The organism is Streptomyces sp. NPDC050548 (assembly GCF_044457385.1).
Lineage (GTDB): Bacteria > Actinomycetota > Actinomycetes > Streptomycetales > Streptomycetaceae > Streptomyces.
The window spans coordinates 1-15,918 of record NZ_JBITGV010000015.1; the positions used below are offsets into that span (position 1 = coordinate 1).

The following is a 15,918-nucleotide window of genomic DNA, read 5'->3' on the forward strand; positions in this document are numbered from 1 at the left end:
GGTGGGGCGGTTGTTGTGCTGCCGGGCGGGGGTGAGCCGGTGTGCTGTCGCCTGGCGGTCGGTGAAGCTGGTGTGCTGCCGCTTGGTGTGAGGTGGGGCGGTTGTTGTGCTGCCGGGCGGGGGTGAGCCGGTGTGCTGTCGCCTGGCGGTCGGTGAAGCTGGTGTGCTGCCGCTTGGTGTGAGGTGAGGCTGCTGTTCCGCTGCCGGGCGGTCGGTGAAGCCGGTGTCCTGCCGCCCGGCGTAGGGCGAACCTGCTGTTCCGCCGCCCGGCGTGGGGCGGAGCCGCTGTGGTGCCGCCTGGCGTGAGGTGACGTCAGCGGGGTGTGCGCCGACCGGCGGCGGCCGTCCGGCCGGGTGACCGACGGCCTGGCCGTCCGGTCGACCGATCGCCCAGCCGGTCGGCCGTCCGGTCGACCAGCCACGCGGACGCCGGGATCACCGCCAGCGCGGTGCACCAGCCGCCGAGGGCGTCGGTCGGATAGTGCGCGCCCAGCCCGACCTCCGCCCAGCCCATGATCGTGCCGGCCAGCAGCCCCGCCGCGAGCACGAGTGACGTACCGGCCGTCCTGCCGAGGCCGAGCCGGTCCGTCGCCAACAGCGCCGCCATCAGCGCGAGCGCGGTGGCGAAGGCGGTGTGCCCGCTCGGGTAGGACAGGTTGCCGGGGCCGTGAATGGTCCGCCCCACCACATGCTTGAGCAACGTGGTCGTCCCCACGGTCGCACCGGCGCCGACCAGGACGAGCACCGCCGCACGGCGTTGCCGCACCAGCAGGCAGCCCGCCACGCAGGCCACGATCACCATCGCCGATCCCGCCGGTTCGCCCAAGAAGTCCAGAACCAGGGCGACTTGGCGCCACGGCGGACCCACACTGTCCGACGTCGGAGGGAAGATCCAGCTGTCCACCGCGCCGGGCGCGCTGTGCCCGGCGTACAGGATCCCGAGCGCGCCGACCACCAGCGCGGCGAGGACCGCGATCACGGCGAGCGGGGGGCGCAGCGACGGGGGCAGCACCCCACGCGCCGCGAACTCGCCCGGGCCGGCTTCCAGGTCCTCTCCTGCCGCACGATCCAACGCGAGCCCCCTCGTGTCCCCTTTGCGAGCCATCAGCACCCTAACTCCTGGGCATCGAGGACGCGCAGATGAGGGGGTGCGGGCCGCTAGAATCCGCCAGGTGGCAACGGCGGTGGAGGGGTACGAGTTCGGGCTGCTGGGGTCGTTGAGCGGTCGCCATGACGGGCGTCCACTGGATCTGGGGAGTCCGCTGCAGCGCGCGGTCCTGGTCCGGCTTCTGCTCGCGGAAGGGCGGCAGTGCGGTCTCGACGACCTCATCGACGCGCTGTGGGAGGAGTCGCCCGGCAACGCGGTGCGCTCGGTGCAGACGTGCTCTTCGTGTCCACCCGGCTGCTGTCGGTCGTGCTCGTGGACCAGGGGCGCGGCGCGGAGGCCGTCGAGTTCTTCGCCGAGTCGGAGGCCGTCGGCGGCGCGCCGGACGACCCGAACAGCCCGGCCCACTTCCTTGACGAGGTGGCCCGCCTGTTCACCGCGCTGAGTTCGGACCGGGCCGAGGTCGACATCTCCGCGGCAGAGCATGTGTACGAGGTGAGCGTCCGGCTGCGGAAGGAAGCGGCGGGGCGCTGAGCCTGTTCGCCCGCCGGGTCGACGCCGCTTTCACCCGCCGTCGACCGGACGTCGATCCGTGTTCGGCACGGTGATCGAGAACGGATCGCACCAGCTTCTCGAACAGGTGACACATATGCTCAAGATCGGACTGGGAGCTCCCCAGTACGGGTTGTTCACGGACCCGGCCACCCTCTCCGGGTTCGCCGCCGCCGTCGAAGAGATCGGCTTCGACAGCCTGTGGGTGGGCGACCGGGCCCTCGTACCGACGCGGCCCAAGGACGCGTATCCCGGCGGGGGCCCCGTACCGGAGGAGTACCGCACCTTCCTCGACCCCGTCGTGACTCTGTCCTTCCTGGCCCACGCCACCCGACGGCTGCGCCTGGGGACCAGCACGCTCAACGCACCCTTCTACTCCCCGCTTCTCCTGGCCCGCGCACTGGTGTCCGTCGACATCCTCAGCGGGGGACGGCTCGACGTCGGGTTCGGGCTCGGCTGGTCGTCCGACGAGTACGGGGCCATCGGGGTGCCGTGGCCGGGACGCGGAGCCCGGCTGGAGGAGATCCTGGACGTCCTGGAACACGTCTGGTCCGGCTCCCCGGCCGAGTACAAGGGGAAGCTGTGGACGATCCCGAGCGCGCACATCGAGACCCTCCCGGTGCAGCGCCCCCGCCCGCCGGTCCTCCTGGGCGGTTTCACCCCGGCCACGCTGGAACGCATCGGCCGGCGTGCGGACGGCTGGGCCGGAGTCGCCCTCCCGGTGCCCCAACTCGCCTACGTCATCAGCCAGATCCGGGGGATCGCGGAGGCGGCCGGACGTGATCCCGACGCCCTGCGCACCGTCGTCCGGGTCAACCCCGTGGTGACGGCCAAGGCCGCACCGGACGACGCCGTTCCGCGCCGGGGAACGGTCGTCCAGGTCTCGGACTACCTGCTCGCCGCCCACGCGGCGGGCGCCGACGAGGTCCTCGTCGACCTGCAGCAGACCGCGCGGAGCGCCGAAGAGCTGACGGACCTGGCACACCGTTTCCACGAGCAGCTGAGCAAGGGTTAGGGAGCACCATGTCCGACACAGTCACCTCGAAACCGGATGTCCACGACATGGTCGTGGTGCACCGCACGTTCCGGCAGCCCTGCGCGGAGCTGCCGGACCTGGTGCGCGGGCTGCGGCCCGGTGACACCGGGCGGGCCGCGCTGGTCGTCGACGCGGTGCGGTTCATGCTCATGGGCCTGGAAGCCCACCACACCAGCGAGGACGAGTACCTCTGGCCCCTGCTCACGGCCCGGACGGGGGTGCGGGCCGAGGCGGTCGCCCGCATGGAGGAACAGCACCACCGCCTCGAAGAACTGGTCACGGACGTGCGGGGCGCGCTGGACGCACTGGCCGCCGACCCCCGGCCGTCCCTCGCCGAGCAGGTGGCGGATCAACTCACCGAACTGGGCGCGGTGTTGACCGCGCACATGGACGAGGAGGAGAACACCATCCTGCCGTTGGCGGCCGAGTATCTGAGCGTCGCCGAATGGGAGGAACTCGGCGAGATCAGCCTGGCGAAGCTGGACAAGAAGCATCTGCTGCGATCCTTCAGCGCGCTGATGGCCGTGGCGACCCCCGAAGAGCAGCGAACGCTCCTCACCAAGGCCCCGGCACCCGCCCCTCTCCTCTGGCGCCTGTCCGGCCGCCGCTCCCACGCCCGCTGGGAGGCCCGCCTGCGCGCAGGGAACGGGGGCTGAGCGGCCGGGGACCGATGTCGGTGCGGAGTTTCTTATTGTGCGGCGTGTTGCGTGAGAGGCAACGTCGGATCCGGGGTTCACCTGTCCTCTGGATGCCTTGACAAGGGTTTGGGGGCGCCCTCAAACTGACGTTGCGCTTACCGCAATCCGTTTCGCTATACGCACCGAGGTGTCATGATGATTCCCGCGTGCCTTCTCGTGGATCTGCCGCGAGGCGAGGCCTACCGGCTCGACATCGATCCGCCGGTTTCGGTGTTCCACACCGACGACGGCGAGGTCTTCGCCATCGACGACACGTGCACTCACCAGGACGCCTCGCTCGCCGACGGCTGGCTGGAGGGCTGCGAGGTGGAATGCCCGCTGCACGCATCGAAGTTCGATCTGCGGACCGGCGCGGTGGACGCCCCGCCGGCCAAGCGCCCGGTGCGTACCCACGAGGTTCTCGTCCAGGACGGCATGATCTACGTCGTGCCGTCCACGGACGCCCCGAACCTGCCGCCCTGCGTCGCGTCCCGGCTCGCCGGCGGACCCGCGTGAGGACCGTGGCCGTGGTCGGCGCCTCGCTGGCCGGGCTGTCGGCGGCACGCTCGCTGCGCAAACAGGGCTACGACGGACGGCTCGTCGTCATCGGCGACGAACCCCATCGCCCGTACGACAGGCCGCCGTTGTCCAAGGAGTTCCTCGCGGGCACCCTCGGCGAGGCCGATCTCGCGCTGGAGTCGGACGACGAGGACCTGCGCGCCGAGTGGCTGCTCGGCGCCCGTGCCGTCGCCCTCCGAGTCGACGGCGCGGAACGGGTGTTGACCCTCGACGACGGCCGGGAGGTCCGGGCCGACGGCGTCGTCCTCGCGACCGGCGCGGTGGCGCGGAACCTGCCGGGCACCGACGGCCTGGCCGGCGTGCACACCCTGCGCACCCTGGACGACGCCCGCGCCCTGCGCGACGAACTCGCCCTGGGCGGACGGCTGGTGGTGATCGGCGGCGGCTTCATCGGCGCCGAGGTCGCCTCCACCGCGTACGCCCTCGGACTCGACGTCACGGTGATCGAAGCGGCACCGACCCCCCTCGCGGGACCCCTCGGCGAGACCATGGGCGGCGTCGTCTCCGCCCTCCACGAGGCCCACGGCGTACGGCTGTTGTGCGGTGTCGGGGTGAAAGGGCTGAGCGGCGAGGCCCGCGTCGACGCGGTGCTGCTGGCGGACGGGCGCACCGTCCCCGCCGACATCGTCGTCGTGGGTGTCGGTGCCCGCCCGTGCGTCGACTGGCTCGAAGGCTCCGGCGTCGAGCTGGACAACGGCGTCAAGTGCGGCGCGGACGGCCGTACCAGCCTCGCCGGCGTGGTCGCCGTAGGAGACTGTGCCAACTGGTACGACCCGCGGGCGGGTTCGCACCGTCGGGTCGAGCACTGGACCGGGGCGCGGGAGCGGCCCGACGCGGCGGTGGCCGCGCTGCTGTCATGGGGGGCGGCGGAGCCCGGGGTGCCCCGGCCGCCGTACTTCTGGTCGGACCAGTACGGCGTGAAGATCCAGTTCGCCGGTCACGCCGCCGGTGCCGACAGTGTGACCGTCGAGGAGGGCGCCCCGGGCGACCGGAGTTTCCTCGCCGTCTACCGGTGTGCCGGGCAGCCGGTCGCCGTGCTCGCGATGGACCAGCCGCGACTGTTCATGCGGTGGCGCAAACAGCTTGCCGCCACGGTGAGTTGACCGTAACTACGCCGTCCGGAGTCGTTCGTCCCGGCGCGTGACCGACCGATCCACGACGTTCTCCGAGGAGTGCACTGTGACCTCGACCAGCCTGCCGGACAGCCTGATCGCCACCCTGCCCGGCTCCTCCTACACGGACCCGGCAGTCTTCGCCCAGGAACAGGAACGCATCTTCGAGACGATGTGGTTCTGCGCCGTGCGCTCCTCCGAACTCGCCAGACCGGGCGCCTTCCGGACCGTGGACGTGGGCCGCGAGAGCATCCTGATCACCCGGGCCCGCGACAACTCCATACGCGCCTACTTCAACGTCTGCCGGCACCGCGGCGCCAAGCTCTGCACCGAGGAGACCGGCGAGGTCAAGCGCGCCTTCCAATGCCCGTACCACGCCTGGACGTACGACCTGAACGGCAAGCTGGTCGCGGCGCCGAACCTGACGAAGATGCCCGATGTCGGCCGTACCGAATTCGGACTGGTGAGCGTCGCCGTCCGCGAATGGCTCGGCTATGTGTGGGTCAACCTGGCGGAGAACCCGCCGTCCTTCGACGAGGACGTCATCGGCGAGGTCGTCACCCGGCTCGGCGACGTGGAGTCGCTTGAGCACTACGACACCGACCACCTCTCGGTGGGCCGGCGCATCGTCTACGACGTCAAGGCCAACTGGAAGCTCATCATCGAGAACTTCATGGAGTGCTACCACTGCGCCACGATCCACCCCGAACTCACCGAAGTACTCCCGGAGTTCGCCGACGGCTACGCCGCCCAGTACTACGTCGGCCACGGCGCGGAGTTCGGCGAGGAGGTGCAGGGCTTCACCGTGGACGGGTCGGAAGGGCTCGACCGCATACCCGGCGTGAGCGAGGACCAGGACCGCCGCTACTACGCGATCACCATCAAGCCGCAGGTGTTCATCAACCTCGTCCCCGACCATGTGATCTTCCACCGGATGTACCCGGTGGCCGTCGACCGCACGATCGTCGAGTGCGACTGGCTCTACCTCCCGCACGTCGTCGAGAGCGGCAAGGACGTCAGCCGGTCCGTGGAACTCTTCGACCGCGTCAACCGCCAGGACTTCGAGGCGTGTGAGCGCACGCAGCCCGGAATGAGCTCACGGATGTACGCCAAGGGCGGGGTGCTGGTGCCCAGCGAGCATCACATCGGCGCGTTCCACGACTGGGTGAACGAGCGCCTGGGGGGTCCGCAGGGGTGAGGCAGCCCGTGGGGCCGGCCGGGGTGACCTGGGCTGCTCAGCCCAGGTAGCCCATGCGGTGGCTGATCTCCTCGGCGCCCTTGACCAGGATCGGGGCGAGTTCGTGCAGCCGCTCCTCGGTGAACCGGTAGGCCGGTCCCGAGGCGCTGACCGCCGCGATGACCTCGCCGTCCCGGTTGCGCACCGGAGCGGCCACGGCGTGCAGCCCGACCTCCAACTCCTCCAGCGTCCAGGCGTATCCGCGCTCCCGGGCCTCGGCGAGGTTCTTCTCCAGCTTCGTCTTCGAGGTGATGGTCTGTGGGGTCACCTTCTTCAGACCGGCCTCCGACAGCAGCGCGGCGCGCTCCTTCGCGGGCAGGTGCGCCAGCAGGACCTTGCCGCTGGACGTGGCGTGCAACGGGGTGAGTTCACCGACCCAGTTGTGCGCGGTGACGGCGCCTGGGCCGCGGACCTCGTACAGATTGATCGCGTACTGCTCCTGCATCACCGCGATGTTGACCGTCTCGCCGATGTCCTCGGCGAGCCGCTCGCAGACCGGGCGGCCCTGCTGGGTGATGTCGATCCGCCCGGTGACCGCACCGGCCAGCCGCACGATCCCGAAGCCGAGCCGGTACTTGCCGCGCTCACCCGCCTGCTCCACGAGCCCCCGCGCCTCCAGCGCGCCGAGCAGCCGGAACGCGGTCGACTTGTGCACGTCGATCTCACCGGCGACCTCGCTCACCCCGGCCTCGCCGCGCTGGGCGAGAATCTCCAGCACGCTGATCGCACGGTCCACGGACTGCACCCCGCCGGACTGCGAACCTGTCGTTTCAGTATCTGGACTGTAGTTGCTCACAGCGAAACTATACGCGTAGTACGCTACAAGGTGTTTACTGTGGGGACTCTGACCAGGTCTTTTGGGTTGGTAGTTGCTGATTCGAGGGCCGCAGGGCGCACCCGTTTCCACCTGCGAGTTCCCGGAAGTTCCGGCGAAAATGTGCACTGATTGTGCGCTGGGCCCGGGTGGAGGGCCTTCGATCCCGACGCCTGGATGCGACGACTGCGACCGCTCAGCGCCCCTGGATTCCGAGGAGCGTGTCGAGGCGGGGGTAGACGGTGCGCGCGTTGTGCTCCTGCACGGCGGCCAATTCGTCGGCGGGCAACTTGGCTGCGTGTGTGTAGCGGCGGGTGTCGTCGAAGTGGTGGCCGGTGCAGGGGTCGATGTCCCGGACCGCGCCGATCATCTCCGAGGCGAAGAGGATGTTCTTCGTGGGGATGACGTCGAGGAGGAGATCGATGCCGGGCTGGTGGTAGACGCAGGTGTCGAAGTAGACGTTGTCGAGGAGGTGTTCTTCGAGTGGGGGTTTGCCGAGGGCCATGGCCAGTCCGCGGAAGCGGCCCCAGTGGTAGGGGACGGCGCCGCCGCCGTGCGGGATGATCAGGCGGAGGGTGGGGAAGTCCGTGAAGAGGTCGCCCTGGAGGAGTTGCATGAACGCCGTGGTGTCGGCGTTGAGGTAGTGGGCGCCGGTGGTGTGGAAGGCGGGGTTGACGCTGGTGCTGACGTGGACCATCGCCGGGATGTCGTACTCGACCATCTTTTCGTAGAGCGGGTACCAGGAGCGATCGGTGAGGGGTGGGGCGTTCCAGTGGCCGCCTGAGGGGTCCGGGTTGAGGTTGAGGGCGATGGCGCCGAACTCCTCCACGCAGCGGGTCAGTTCGGGTATGCAGGTGACGGGGTCGATGCCCGGGGACTGCGGGAGCATGGCGGCGGGGACGAAGCGCTCGGGGTAGAGGGCGGCCACCCGGTGACAGAGCTCGTTGCAGATCGCGGCCCATGCGGCGGAGGTCTGGAAATCCCCGACGTGGTGGGCCATGAAGGACGCGCGGGGTGAGAAGACCGTGACGTCGATGCCGCGCTCGTCCATGAGGCGCAGCTGGTTGGACTCGACGCTCTCGCGCAGCTCGTCGTCGGAGACGCGGAGGTCGGCGGGGGAGGGGGCGGCCGCGGGGTCGGTGAGCGAGGCGATCTGCCGGTTGCGCCAACTCTCCAGCGCGGGCGGGGCGGTGGTGTAGTGCCCGTGACAGTCGATGATCATGGTTTTCCCTCTCGCGGAAGCCTCGTCGGTGCCGACGGGCGTTCGGTCGTCATTGCCGGAAATATCGTCAAGGGTTTGTGGCCGGGGGTGTGCGCCGCCCATCTCCTCCGTCGCCGGGGCGCCCGGCGCCGGTGATGTGCGGGCCCAGGAATCCGTCTCGCCACATGCGCCATCAGGTGGTTGTGGCTACGGGCGACGGTGTGTGGCCGGACACCCGTGTCTGTCCCGCGCCTGACGTCCCCGCCCGGCACCGAGGTTGCCCCGGCCGCCTCGGCTTGGTCCCTTTCGTTCGCGGGGGCAGGTCAGGCAGCTGTCTGGTAACCGGCATCCAGCTCCGCGTGCAGCCGATCCCGGTCGATGGCGTTCTCCCATTTCCCGACCACGAGTGTCGCCACGCAGTTGCCGGCGACGTTGGTGAAGACGAAGGCGGCCGACAGGATGCTGTGGATACCCAGCACCAGGGCGATGCTGTCCACCGGGATCTTGTGTGTCGTGCTCAGGGTCAGTGCGAGCACGGCGATCGCGGATCCCGACACCCCCGCACCGCCCTTGGACGTGAGCAGCAGGACGAGCAGGAGACCGACCTGTGCCTGCCATCCCAGATCACTGCCGGTGGCTTGGGCCAGGAAGACGCTGACCGAGGCGAAGTACAGACACGTTCCGTCGTGATTGAAGCTGTACGCGGTGGGAAGCACCAGACCCACCACGGGCTCGTCCACTCCAAGTCTCTTGAGCTTGGAGGTGAGTTGTGGGAAGACGCTCTCCGACGAACTGGTACCGAGCACGAGGAACAGCTCCGCGCGGAAGTACCGCAACAGCTTGAACAGGCTGATGCCCGCGTACCGCGACACCGGCCACAGCACCAGGACGAAGAAGAGCAGGACGATCAGGTAGAAGACGCCGATCAGTTTCCCGAGCGAGGTCAGTGTGCCCAGTCCGTACTTGGACACGGTGAAGGCGATGGCGCCGAAAGCCGCGAGCGGTGCGATGCGCATGACCTTGCGGATGATCCAGAACAGCGTCTGCTGGACGTTGCCGACGATGTCCAGCACAGGTTGCGCCCGATCGCCGAGAGAGGCCAGACCGCAGGCGAACAGGACGGAGAACACCAGGACTTGAAGGATGTCTCCCTCGGCGAACGCCTGCACCGCGGAGGTCGGCACCAGGCTGACGAGGAAGTCGTCGAAGCCCTCCGACTTCGCGGGTGCGGTGTCGGCCGCCGCGTGCAGTGACGACGGGTCTATGTGCATACCCGCACCAGGGCGGAGCACGTTGACCACGACGAGCCCGATGACGAGGGCGATCGTCGTGATCACCTCGAAGTACACGAGCGCACGCACCGCGATACGGCCGACCTTGCCGAGATCACGGACACTGGCGATGCCGTGGGTGACCGTGCAGAAGATGATGAGGCCGACCACCATCTGGATGAGGTGGATGAAGATGTCGCCGAGGAACTGGAGGTGGTGTCCGACGGACGGGGCGAAATTGCCCACCACGACGCCCAGCGCGACTCCGGCGAGCACTTGGAAGGCGAGGTCCTGGTAGAAGCGGCGGGGCGGCTCGACCGGTTGTACAGGCACGGCCGTGGATGTTGCTTCACTCATCGTCGATTCCAGTTTCGTCGTTGAAAGACTGGCGGGAAGACCACTCAGGGAGAAACGGTCGGAGAGTCAGGGACTCGGGCTCAGACGGCGTCGCTGCCGAGAACGCTCCTTGCCGGTTCGAAGATCTCCTCCGGCGTGAGATTTCTGCGGAGCAGCCCCTGTTCCAGACAGGCCCCCACGATGTGTTCGATCGGCTCACGCAGGAGGTCGAAGCCGAAGAGGGCCGGGGAAGGTCCGGCATCGGGGCGCTCGACGGCCGCATCGGCCCTGAGCAGAAGGCGATAGGCCTCTCGGACCGCCTGCGGGTCCCGACGGCAGACCGACGCACCGGCGACGACCATGTGGTTGACGGGCAGGTAGCCGTGTTGGTGCCACCACCGCTCGTCACGCGCGTCGGCGTCGGGGACGACGCGGACGAACTCCTCACTCTCGGGGAGGTCGTTGCCGAGCACTGCGGCGTCGATCCGGCCCTCGCGCAACAGGTCGGGCAGGCCGGCCCGACCGCTCTCGCGCCTGACGAAGCCGGGGTCCGTGTACTGGGCCACGTGGGGTTCGTCGTGGGTGATCCAGCGGATGTCGCGTGCCGCCAGACCGAAGTCCTCGGCGAGGTGTGCGCGTACCCACATTCCGGTGGTCTGGGTGTACGAACGCACACCGACCCGCGTGCCCGCCAGCTGTGCCGGTGTGACCGGTCGTGCGGCGTGGGCGATGAGACACCCCCGCTGGAAGCGCGCGGCCACCACGGCCGGCAACAGGACCACGGGACGGCCGTAGGCGATGGCCTGCAAGGCGGTCACGACGGCCAACTCGCAGAGGTCGTAGGCCTCTTCGCGCACCATGGGCGCGAAGGCCCGGTGGACCGGTACGACGTCGCTGAACGACAGAGTGACCCGCTCGCCACGGATTTCGCCGCTCTTCAGCTTCGCGGTATGAGGATGATCGGCGAGAACGGTGCGCAGGACGGAGGGCTCAGGCATGTGCTTCGCCCGTCGTCGCCAGGGCGGGATAGAACGCGAGGGCCGTGCCGCCGAAGATCGACCTCAGGTCGTCGTCGCAGAGGCCGGTCAGCGCGCCCCGGGCTTTGGCGAGGATGCCGGAGAGACTCCCTTCCGCCGCAGGGAAGTTGGAGCCCCACGCGATACGTCCGGCGCCGTACGAAGCCAGCAGGTTCGCCAGGAAGGCCTCGCTCGTGGACTTGCCGACCTCGGCGGCGTCCAAGGCGCGATGGGTGAGTTTCAGGTGGACGCCGGGGTGGTGCGCCAACTCGAACAGTTCCCTCGACAGGCGGTAGGGGGGACCGTCGGACAGATCGGGGCGCGCGCAGTGGTCGAGCAGTACCCGCACACGGGGAAAACGCTCCAGCAGGTTCCGGAGTGCAGGCAGACCCTGGATCGTCATCTGCAGACACACGGGAATGTCGTTCTTCTCCGCATAGGCCCATGTGGGATACGAGCGTTCATCGCCCAGCCAGTCCGCCTGGCCAGGCATCGTGGTCCCGGTGGTGAACAGGCGGAAGCCGGACAGCCCCTGCTCCTGGCACTTCTCCATCTCCGCTGTGGCGTCGTCGGCCAGGGCGTCGATCGAGTAGACCCCGACGAACCGGTCCGGGTGGGTCCGCACGGCTTCGGCGACGTATCGGTTGTCGTGCCCGTAGACCGTCGAGGCCTGTACCACCACGGCTCTTGAGACACCCGCCTCGTCAAGTGCGCGCACCAGACCGTCGATGTCCACGGGGTGGGCCTGTGACCACGCGGACTGTCGCCCCCCGACAGGGGCGTGGGGATAGCGCGTGCTGTCCGACGAGATGACGTGCGTGTGCGTGTCCACGATCTGCACCAGGTCTCCCAAGGGTTCTCGGATGGACGCCGGTCGCTCGGCACGTTGGCCGGAACCTGCACACCGACTGAAGTCCAGGCGGACAAGATTGTCAACAATTTTATCCCATCATTTTTGCAGTGATCGGAAATGGGCGCTGTCGACCGGGTGTTGGGCAGGGGGCGTCGGGGAGAGGCGAAGCGGGTGGCCGCGCTTCGGGGGTGGTCGGCCGCGTTCTTTTCGTGCGATGACTCCGCAGGGCGCATCCCCGCGTGAGCCCCGCCGGTCAGGGGCGGCGCCCGCTGCCCGGCCGGAGGCGGCCGTCCGACCGGACAGGACCGCTTCCCCTACGCGTCAGCTCACAGGGGCGACGGATCGCGCGGCCCAGTCGTGCGCAACTCGTCGATTACGCTGGCCAGTTGGGCCTCGGCGGCGGCGTCGGCGGCGTCGGCGTCACCGGCGACGACGGCGTCGATGATGGACAGGAGCTGGGGCAGCGACTGCTGCGGACGCCCGGGCCGCATCGCGAGGCGGAACTGGAAGCGCACCATCTGTGTGTTGAGGCGCTCCAGTTGACGCTTGGCGACCACCTGGCCGCTGAACTCGATGATGAGGTCGTGCAGTCTTCGGTTGAGCGCCGAGTAGGTCTCGGGGAGGTTCTCGGCGACCGCCGCACGCAACTGCGTGCCGACCTCGGTGAGTTCGGCACGCTGTGCCTCGCTCGCACGCTCGGCCGCCCTGCGGGCGCACACCCGCTCCAGCGCGGAGCGGCACTCGGTGATCTGGATGGCCTCCTCGACCGAGATCATCCTGACCCGCGCCCCACGGTTGCGCACGATCTCCACCAGGTCGTCGGAGGCGAGGTCGAGCAGCGCTTCCCGTACGGAGCTCCGGGTCACCCCGAGTTCGTCGGCCAGGTCCTGCACGACAAGCCGCTGCCCCGGCACAAGGTCACCGACCCGCAAGGCGTGGCGGACGTGCGTGCTCACATGGCTCCGAGCGGCCGCCCCTTGGATGCGCGTGCTGGTCACCGGCTGTCGCTCTCTCCCGCGCGCGGACGTGCGCCGCCCTGTGCTCACAGGTTTCGGATCAGATCGCTGATTTTATCACCGGAGATATTGTCGGCGATCATGGGTGGTGGTGGAGCGGGTTCGTGGATGTCGCCACCCGTCGAACGCTCCGAGACCCTCAAGACCATCGGTGGGCCTGGAGGATCCTGGTGGGTCACAGGGCAGGTTCAGGCGGGTGGCCAGTTGTGGAGGGCGGCGTCCGCGACCCGTTGGAGTTCGTCGCGGGTGGCGCCCGTGGCCGCCTGGACCGCGATGCCGTTCGCCATCGTCATGAGGTAGTGGGCGAGGGCGTCCGGATCGGTGCCGGCGGGCAGGTCGTCTTCGTCGATGGCTCGCTGGAAGCGGTCGCGAAGCCGCGCTCGGCCGTCGTTGCGCCACGCGGCGAGCTCGTCGGCCACGCTCTGTCCGAGGTGGCCCGCGGCCAGGAAGCCCTGGACGCCGAGGCATCCGGCCGGACAGCCGGCCAGGGTGGAGGCGTGAACGGAGCCGGTGAGGTGGGCGGCGGCCACCTCACGGGCGGTGGGCTCCTGCAGTGCGCGGATGCTGTAGGAGGCGGGCCCCTCGGCGTAGTGGTGCAGGGCCTTTCGGAAGAGGTCTTCTTTGTTGCCGAAGGCCGCGTACAGGCTGGTCTTGGTGATTCCCATGGCCCGGGTCAGGTCGGTGAGGCTGACGCCGGCGTAGCCGTGTTCCCAGAAGACGACCATGGCCCGTCGCAGTGCCTCATCGATGTCGAACCCTCGCGGCCGGCCGATCGGTGCCCTGCTCGTTGCTTCCACGCTCCGGATCGTACCCCTTCTGTTCCGACCGGACCAGAAGTGCTACGGTCCCGTTCCGTTCTGTTCCGTTCGGAACAGAACAGAAATGTGGAGAGGTCACGTCATGGGAACGCTCGAAGGCAAGACGGCTGTCGTCACAGGCGGAGGCACACGGGGGATCGGCCGGGACCGCCGCACGGCCGGCGGCCGAGGGGGCGCACGTGTTCATCACCGGCCGACGCGAGGCGGAACTGAAGGACGCGGTCGAGTCCATCGGCTCCGCGGTCACCGCGGTGCCGGGCGACATCACCGACTCGGCCGATCTGGACCGGCTGTACGACACGGTGCGCGAGCAGGGGCGGGGCCTGGACGTACTGTTCGCCAACGCGGCCACGGCCTCGTTCGCGACGCTGGAGCAGACCACTTCCGAGGATTTCGACCGCATCTTCGCGGTGAACGTCAAGGGCACGCTCCTCACCGTGCAGAAGGCTCTCCCTCTTCTCAACGACGGCGCCTCGGTCATCCTGAACGCCTCCACGGCCGCCGACCACGGCGCACCGGCTTCGGTGCCTACGCGGCGTCCAAGGCCGCCGTCCGGTCCTTCGCGCGGACCTGGGCCAACGAACTCAGCAGCCGGGGAATTCGTGTCAACGCGATCTCACCCGGGCCCATCGACACCTCCGGTATCACCGAACTCGTCGGCGAGGAGAACTCGGCCGCCTTCAAGGCGGGCATCGGTTCGAAGCTCGCCATCGGCCGGATCGGACGCCCGGAGGAGGTCGCCGCCGCGGTCGCCTTCCTCGCCTCTGCGGACAGCAGCTACATGATGGGCGCCAACCTGTACGTGGACGGCGGCGAGAACCAGATCTGACGCGACTACGCGACTACGCGACTACGCGACTACGCGACTACGCGACTGGGTGGCGCCGGTGCCGGAGTCGACGAGCCCGTGATGGTTCGTCTTGCCGACGTCCAGGCCCAGGAAGACGTCTATCCCGTCGTTGTCGTTCAAGCCGTCCTCCCGAACGGGGGTGTGCGGTGCTGGCCGGGGCGTTGGCGTCGTGCGCGCATCCACGTTATGCAGACCTGCCGCCCGCGTACTGCCGGGCGTTGCGCCAGGCCGGGCGGTAGTCGCACCTCTCATCAGCGTCTCCAACGGCGCCTCTCGGACCCGGTGACACCACCCCCCAGGTCATCGGTTCGACAGGGGGGAACAGTCATGCCGGGCCCGGAGGCCAGCGGCCCTGTTGCAGGACCGCAGAAAACATAACGGGGGAATCCTGGCAGGGGTCCGCAGCCTGGAGCCGAGCACGCGAGAATCGCCGCGGGCGCGCTCGCGGCCCTGGGGGACAGCGGGCTCCCGGTGCTGGTCGTGCAACTCAACACAACCAGGAACCCTCCTACGACCCCGCACGACCCGACACAACGAAATCCCGGGACGGCGTTCAACTCCGCCCCGGGATTCTCTGTCCCCGGCGTCATCAAGATCCCAGTTGACGATCTCCGTGCCGTGGGTAGCGGAAAAGCGCTCGCCCTGCGGGGTCGGGGCGGCAATGATCCGCACTTGTGACGACCCCGAAGCATCCTCTGATCCGGGCAGCTGCCCTCAACAACGCCGAGTGGTGCGCGGTGATGTGCCGATCGCACGGTGTGGCGGGTGAGTTCGGGCTGCAGGCCTGGGTCGCCCCGGAACGCACTCCGTTGTACTACCCCGACGCCGTGACGCTGGAGCCGGGCGCCGATCCAGACGCGCTGCTGAACCGGATCGACACCACCGCGCCCGGCGCTTCCGTCAAGGACAGCTTCGCCGACCTCGACCTGATCGAGGCCGGCTTTCACGTGCTGTTCGAGGCGCAGTGGATCCACCGCCCGGCGAGTGCGCCCGCCATCGCCTCGGATCTGACCTGGGCCGTGGTGGGTGATCCGGAGGCGCTGGGCGCCTGGGCACTCGCCTGGGACAACGGGAACGGCAACGCCGCCCTCTTCCGCCCCGAACTGCTCGACGACCCGACCACCTTCGTCCTCGCCGGTCGGGCCCCCGGCGGTCGGCTGGTCGCCGGGGCCGTGGCCGGCCGCAGCGACCAGGTGGTCGGAATCTCCAACGTCTTCGCCGTGGACGGCGACCCGGACGTGGCCTGGCCTGTCGTCCTGGACGCCGTGCGCCGGTTGTTTCCCGCTCTGCCCGTCGTCGGCTATGAGCACGGCGACGGCCTGGCGGTCGCCGTGCGTCATGGCTTCGAGCCGATCGGTCCGCTGCGGATCTGGCTGCGTGGCGATGCTCCCGCCGTAAGAAGGACAGTGGATCCACAACTCAACTGTTCCAGTGGGTGAGTGGCC

Annotated in this window: 15 protein-coding genes and 1 pseudogene; 8 read left to right on the plus strand and 8 right to left on the minus strand. The window is 69.1% G+C overall.

Translation table 11 applies throughout. The annotated features are described in order from the left end of the window. Window positions 1-313: 313 nt before the first annotated feature. Window positions 314-1,105 (minus strand): phosphatase PAP2 family protein, encoded by a 792-nt coding sequence (locus ACIBJH_RS33855; protein ID WP_399120725.1) that lies wholly within the window; start codon window positions 1,103-1,105, stop codon window positions 314-316. Between the two features lie 276 nt (window positions 1,106-1,381). Here ACIBJH_RS33855 and ACIBJH_RS33860 point away from each other — a divergent pair, with 276 nt between their 5' ends. From ACIBJH_RS33860 to ACIBJH_RS33885, 6 genes are all read left to right on the plus strand, one after another. After that, window positions 1,382-1,639 (plus strand): hypothetical protein, encoded by a 258-nt coding sequence (locus ACIBJH_RS33860; protein ID WP_399120726.1) that lies wholly within the window; start codon window positions 1,382-1,384, stop codon window positions 1,637-1,639. 115 nt (window positions 1,640-1,754) lie between these two features. Then, window positions 1,755-2,672: a TIGR03619 family F420-dependent LLM class oxidoreductase gene (locus ACIBJH_RS33865; protein WP_399120727.1), complete on the plus strand. Its 918-nt coding sequence runs from the start codon at window positions 1,755-1,757 to the stop codon at window positions 2,670-2,672. An 8-nt stretch (window positions 2,673-2,680) separates the two neighbouring features. Then, the gene (locus ACIBJH_RS33870; protein ID WP_399120728.1) at window positions 2,681-3,349 is read left to right on the plus strand and encodes a hemerythrin domain-containing protein; all 669 of its coding nucleotides are present in this window, start codon (window positions 2,681-2,683) and stop codon (window positions 3,347-3,349) included. A gap of 174 nt (window positions 3,350-3,523) precedes the next feature. Continuing rightward, on the plus strand, window positions 3,524-3,886 hold the full coding sequence (locus tag ACIBJH_RS33875) for a bifunctional 3-phenylpropionate/cinnamic acid dioxygenase ferredoxin subunit (RefSeq protein WP_019069625.1): 363 nt from the start codon (window positions 3,524-3,526) through the stop codon (window positions 3,884-3,886). Beyond that, window positions 3,883-5,052, plus strand: a complete 1,170-nt coding sequence (locus ACIBJH_RS33880; protein ID WP_399120729.1) for an NAD(P)/FAD-dependent oxidoreductase — start codon at window positions 3,883-3,885, stop codon at window positions 5,050-5,052. The genes ACIBJH_RS33875 and ACIBJH_RS33880 overlap by 4 nt, the downstream gene beginning before the upstream one ends. A gap of 76 nt (window positions 5,053-5,128) precedes the next feature. Beyond that, window positions 5,129-6,259, plus strand: a complete 1,131-nt coding sequence (locus tag ACIBJH_RS33885) for an aromatic ring-hydroxylating dioxygenase subunit alpha (RefSeq protein WP_399120730.1) — start codon at window positions 5,129-5,131, stop codon at window positions 6,257-6,259. 37 nt (window positions 6,260-6,296) lie between these two features. On the opposite strand, the gene ACIBJH_RS33890 is transcribed toward ACIBJH_RS33885, so the two are convergent. The 7 genes from ACIBJH_RS33890 to ACIBJH_RS33920 all read right to left on the minus strand — a co-directional run bounded on the left by ACIBJH_RS33890 (window position 6,297) and on the right by ACIBJH_RS33920 (window position 13,602). After that, window positions 6,297-7,043, minus strand: coding sequence for an IclR family transcriptional regulator (locus tag ACIBJH_RS33890; protein WP_399120990.1), 747 nt, complete (start codon window positions 7,041-7,043; stop codon window positions 6,297-6,299). A gap of 265 nt (window positions 7,044-7,308) precedes the next feature. Continuing rightward, entirely contained in the window at window positions 7,309-8,334 is a 1,026-nt protein-coding gene (locus ACIBJH_RS33895) for an amidohydrolase family protein (protein ID WP_399120732.1), read from the minus strand. Between the two features lie 302 nt (window positions 8,335-8,636). Next, window positions 8,637-9,941 (minus strand): C4-dicarboxylate transporter DctA, encoded by a 1,305-nt coding sequence (dctA, locus tag ACIBJH_RS33900; protein ID WP_399120733.1) that lies wholly within the window; start codon window positions 9,939-9,941, stop codon window positions 8,637-8,639. An 80-nt stretch (window positions 9,942-10,021) separates the two neighbouring features. Then, complete coding sequence (locus ACIBJH_RS33905; RefSeq protein ID WP_399120734.1) at window positions 10,022-10,918, minus strand: hypothetical protein; 897 nt, start codon at window positions 10,916-10,918, stop codon at window positions 10,022-10,024. After that, complete coding sequence (locus ACIBJH_RS33910; protein WP_399120735.1) at window positions 10,911-11,777, minus strand: amidohydrolase family protein; 867 nt, start codon at window positions 11,775-11,777, stop codon at window positions 10,911-10,913. The genes ACIBJH_RS33905 and ACIBJH_RS33910 overlap by 8 nt, the downstream gene beginning before the upstream one ends. Before the next feature lie 338 nt (window positions 11,778-12,115). Further along, on the minus strand, window positions 12,116-12,745 hold the full coding sequence (locus ACIBJH_RS33915; protein WP_399120736.1) for a GntR family transcriptional regulator: 630 nt from the start codon (window positions 12,743-12,745) through the stop codon (window positions 12,116-12,118). Between the two features lie 248 nt (window positions 12,746-12,993). Continuing rightward, a complete protein-coding gene (locus tag ACIBJH_RS33920; protein ID WP_399120738.1) occupies window positions 12,994-13,602 on the minus strand; it encodes a TetR/AcrR family transcriptional regulator in 609 nt (202 codons plus the stop codon). A gap of 103 nt (window positions 13,603-13,705) precedes the next feature. Here ACIBJH_RS33920 and ACIBJH_RS33925 point away from each other — a divergent pair. After that, a pseudogene (locus ACIBJH_RS33925) lies at window positions 13,706-14,452 on the plus strand (SDR family NAD(P)-dependent oxidoreductase). Window positions 14,453-15,147: 695 nt separating this feature from the next. Further along, entirely contained in the window at window positions 15,148-15,912 is a 765-nt protein-coding gene (locus ACIBJH_RS33930; protein ID WP_399120739.1) for a hypothetical protein, read from the plus strand. The last annotated feature ends 6 nt before the right edge of the window (window positions 15,913-15,918 follow it).

Coding starts and splice junctions, on each gene's coding strand:
- ACIBJH_RS33855 (WP_399120725.1), bottom strand. CDS start 1,105: ATGGCTCGCAAAGGGGACACGAGGGGGCTCGCGTTGGATCGTGCGGCA.
- ACIBJH_RS33865 (WP_399120727.1), top strand. CDS start 1,755: ATGCTCAAGATCGGACTGGGAGCTCCCCAGTACGGGTTGTTCACGGAC.
- ACIBJH_RS33870 (WP_399120728.1), top strand. CDS start 2,681: ATGTCCGACACAGTCACCTCGAAACCGGATGTCCACGACATGGTCGTG.
- ACIBJH_RS33875 (WP_019069625.1), top strand. CDS start 3,524: ATGATGATTCCCGCGTGCCTTCTCGTGGATCTGCCGCGAGGCGAGGCC.
- ACIBJH_RS33895 (WP_399120732.1), bottom strand. CDS start 8,334: ATGATCATCGACTGTCACGGGCACTACACCACCGCCCCGCCCGCGCTG.
- dctA (WP_399120733.1), bottom strand. CDS start 9,941: ATGAGTGAAGCAACATCCACGGCCGTGCCTGTACAACCGGTCGAGCCG.
- ACIBJH_RS33905 (WP_399120734.1), bottom strand. CDS start 10,918: ATGCCTGAGCCCTCCGTCCTGCGCACCGTTCTCGCCGATCATCCTCAT.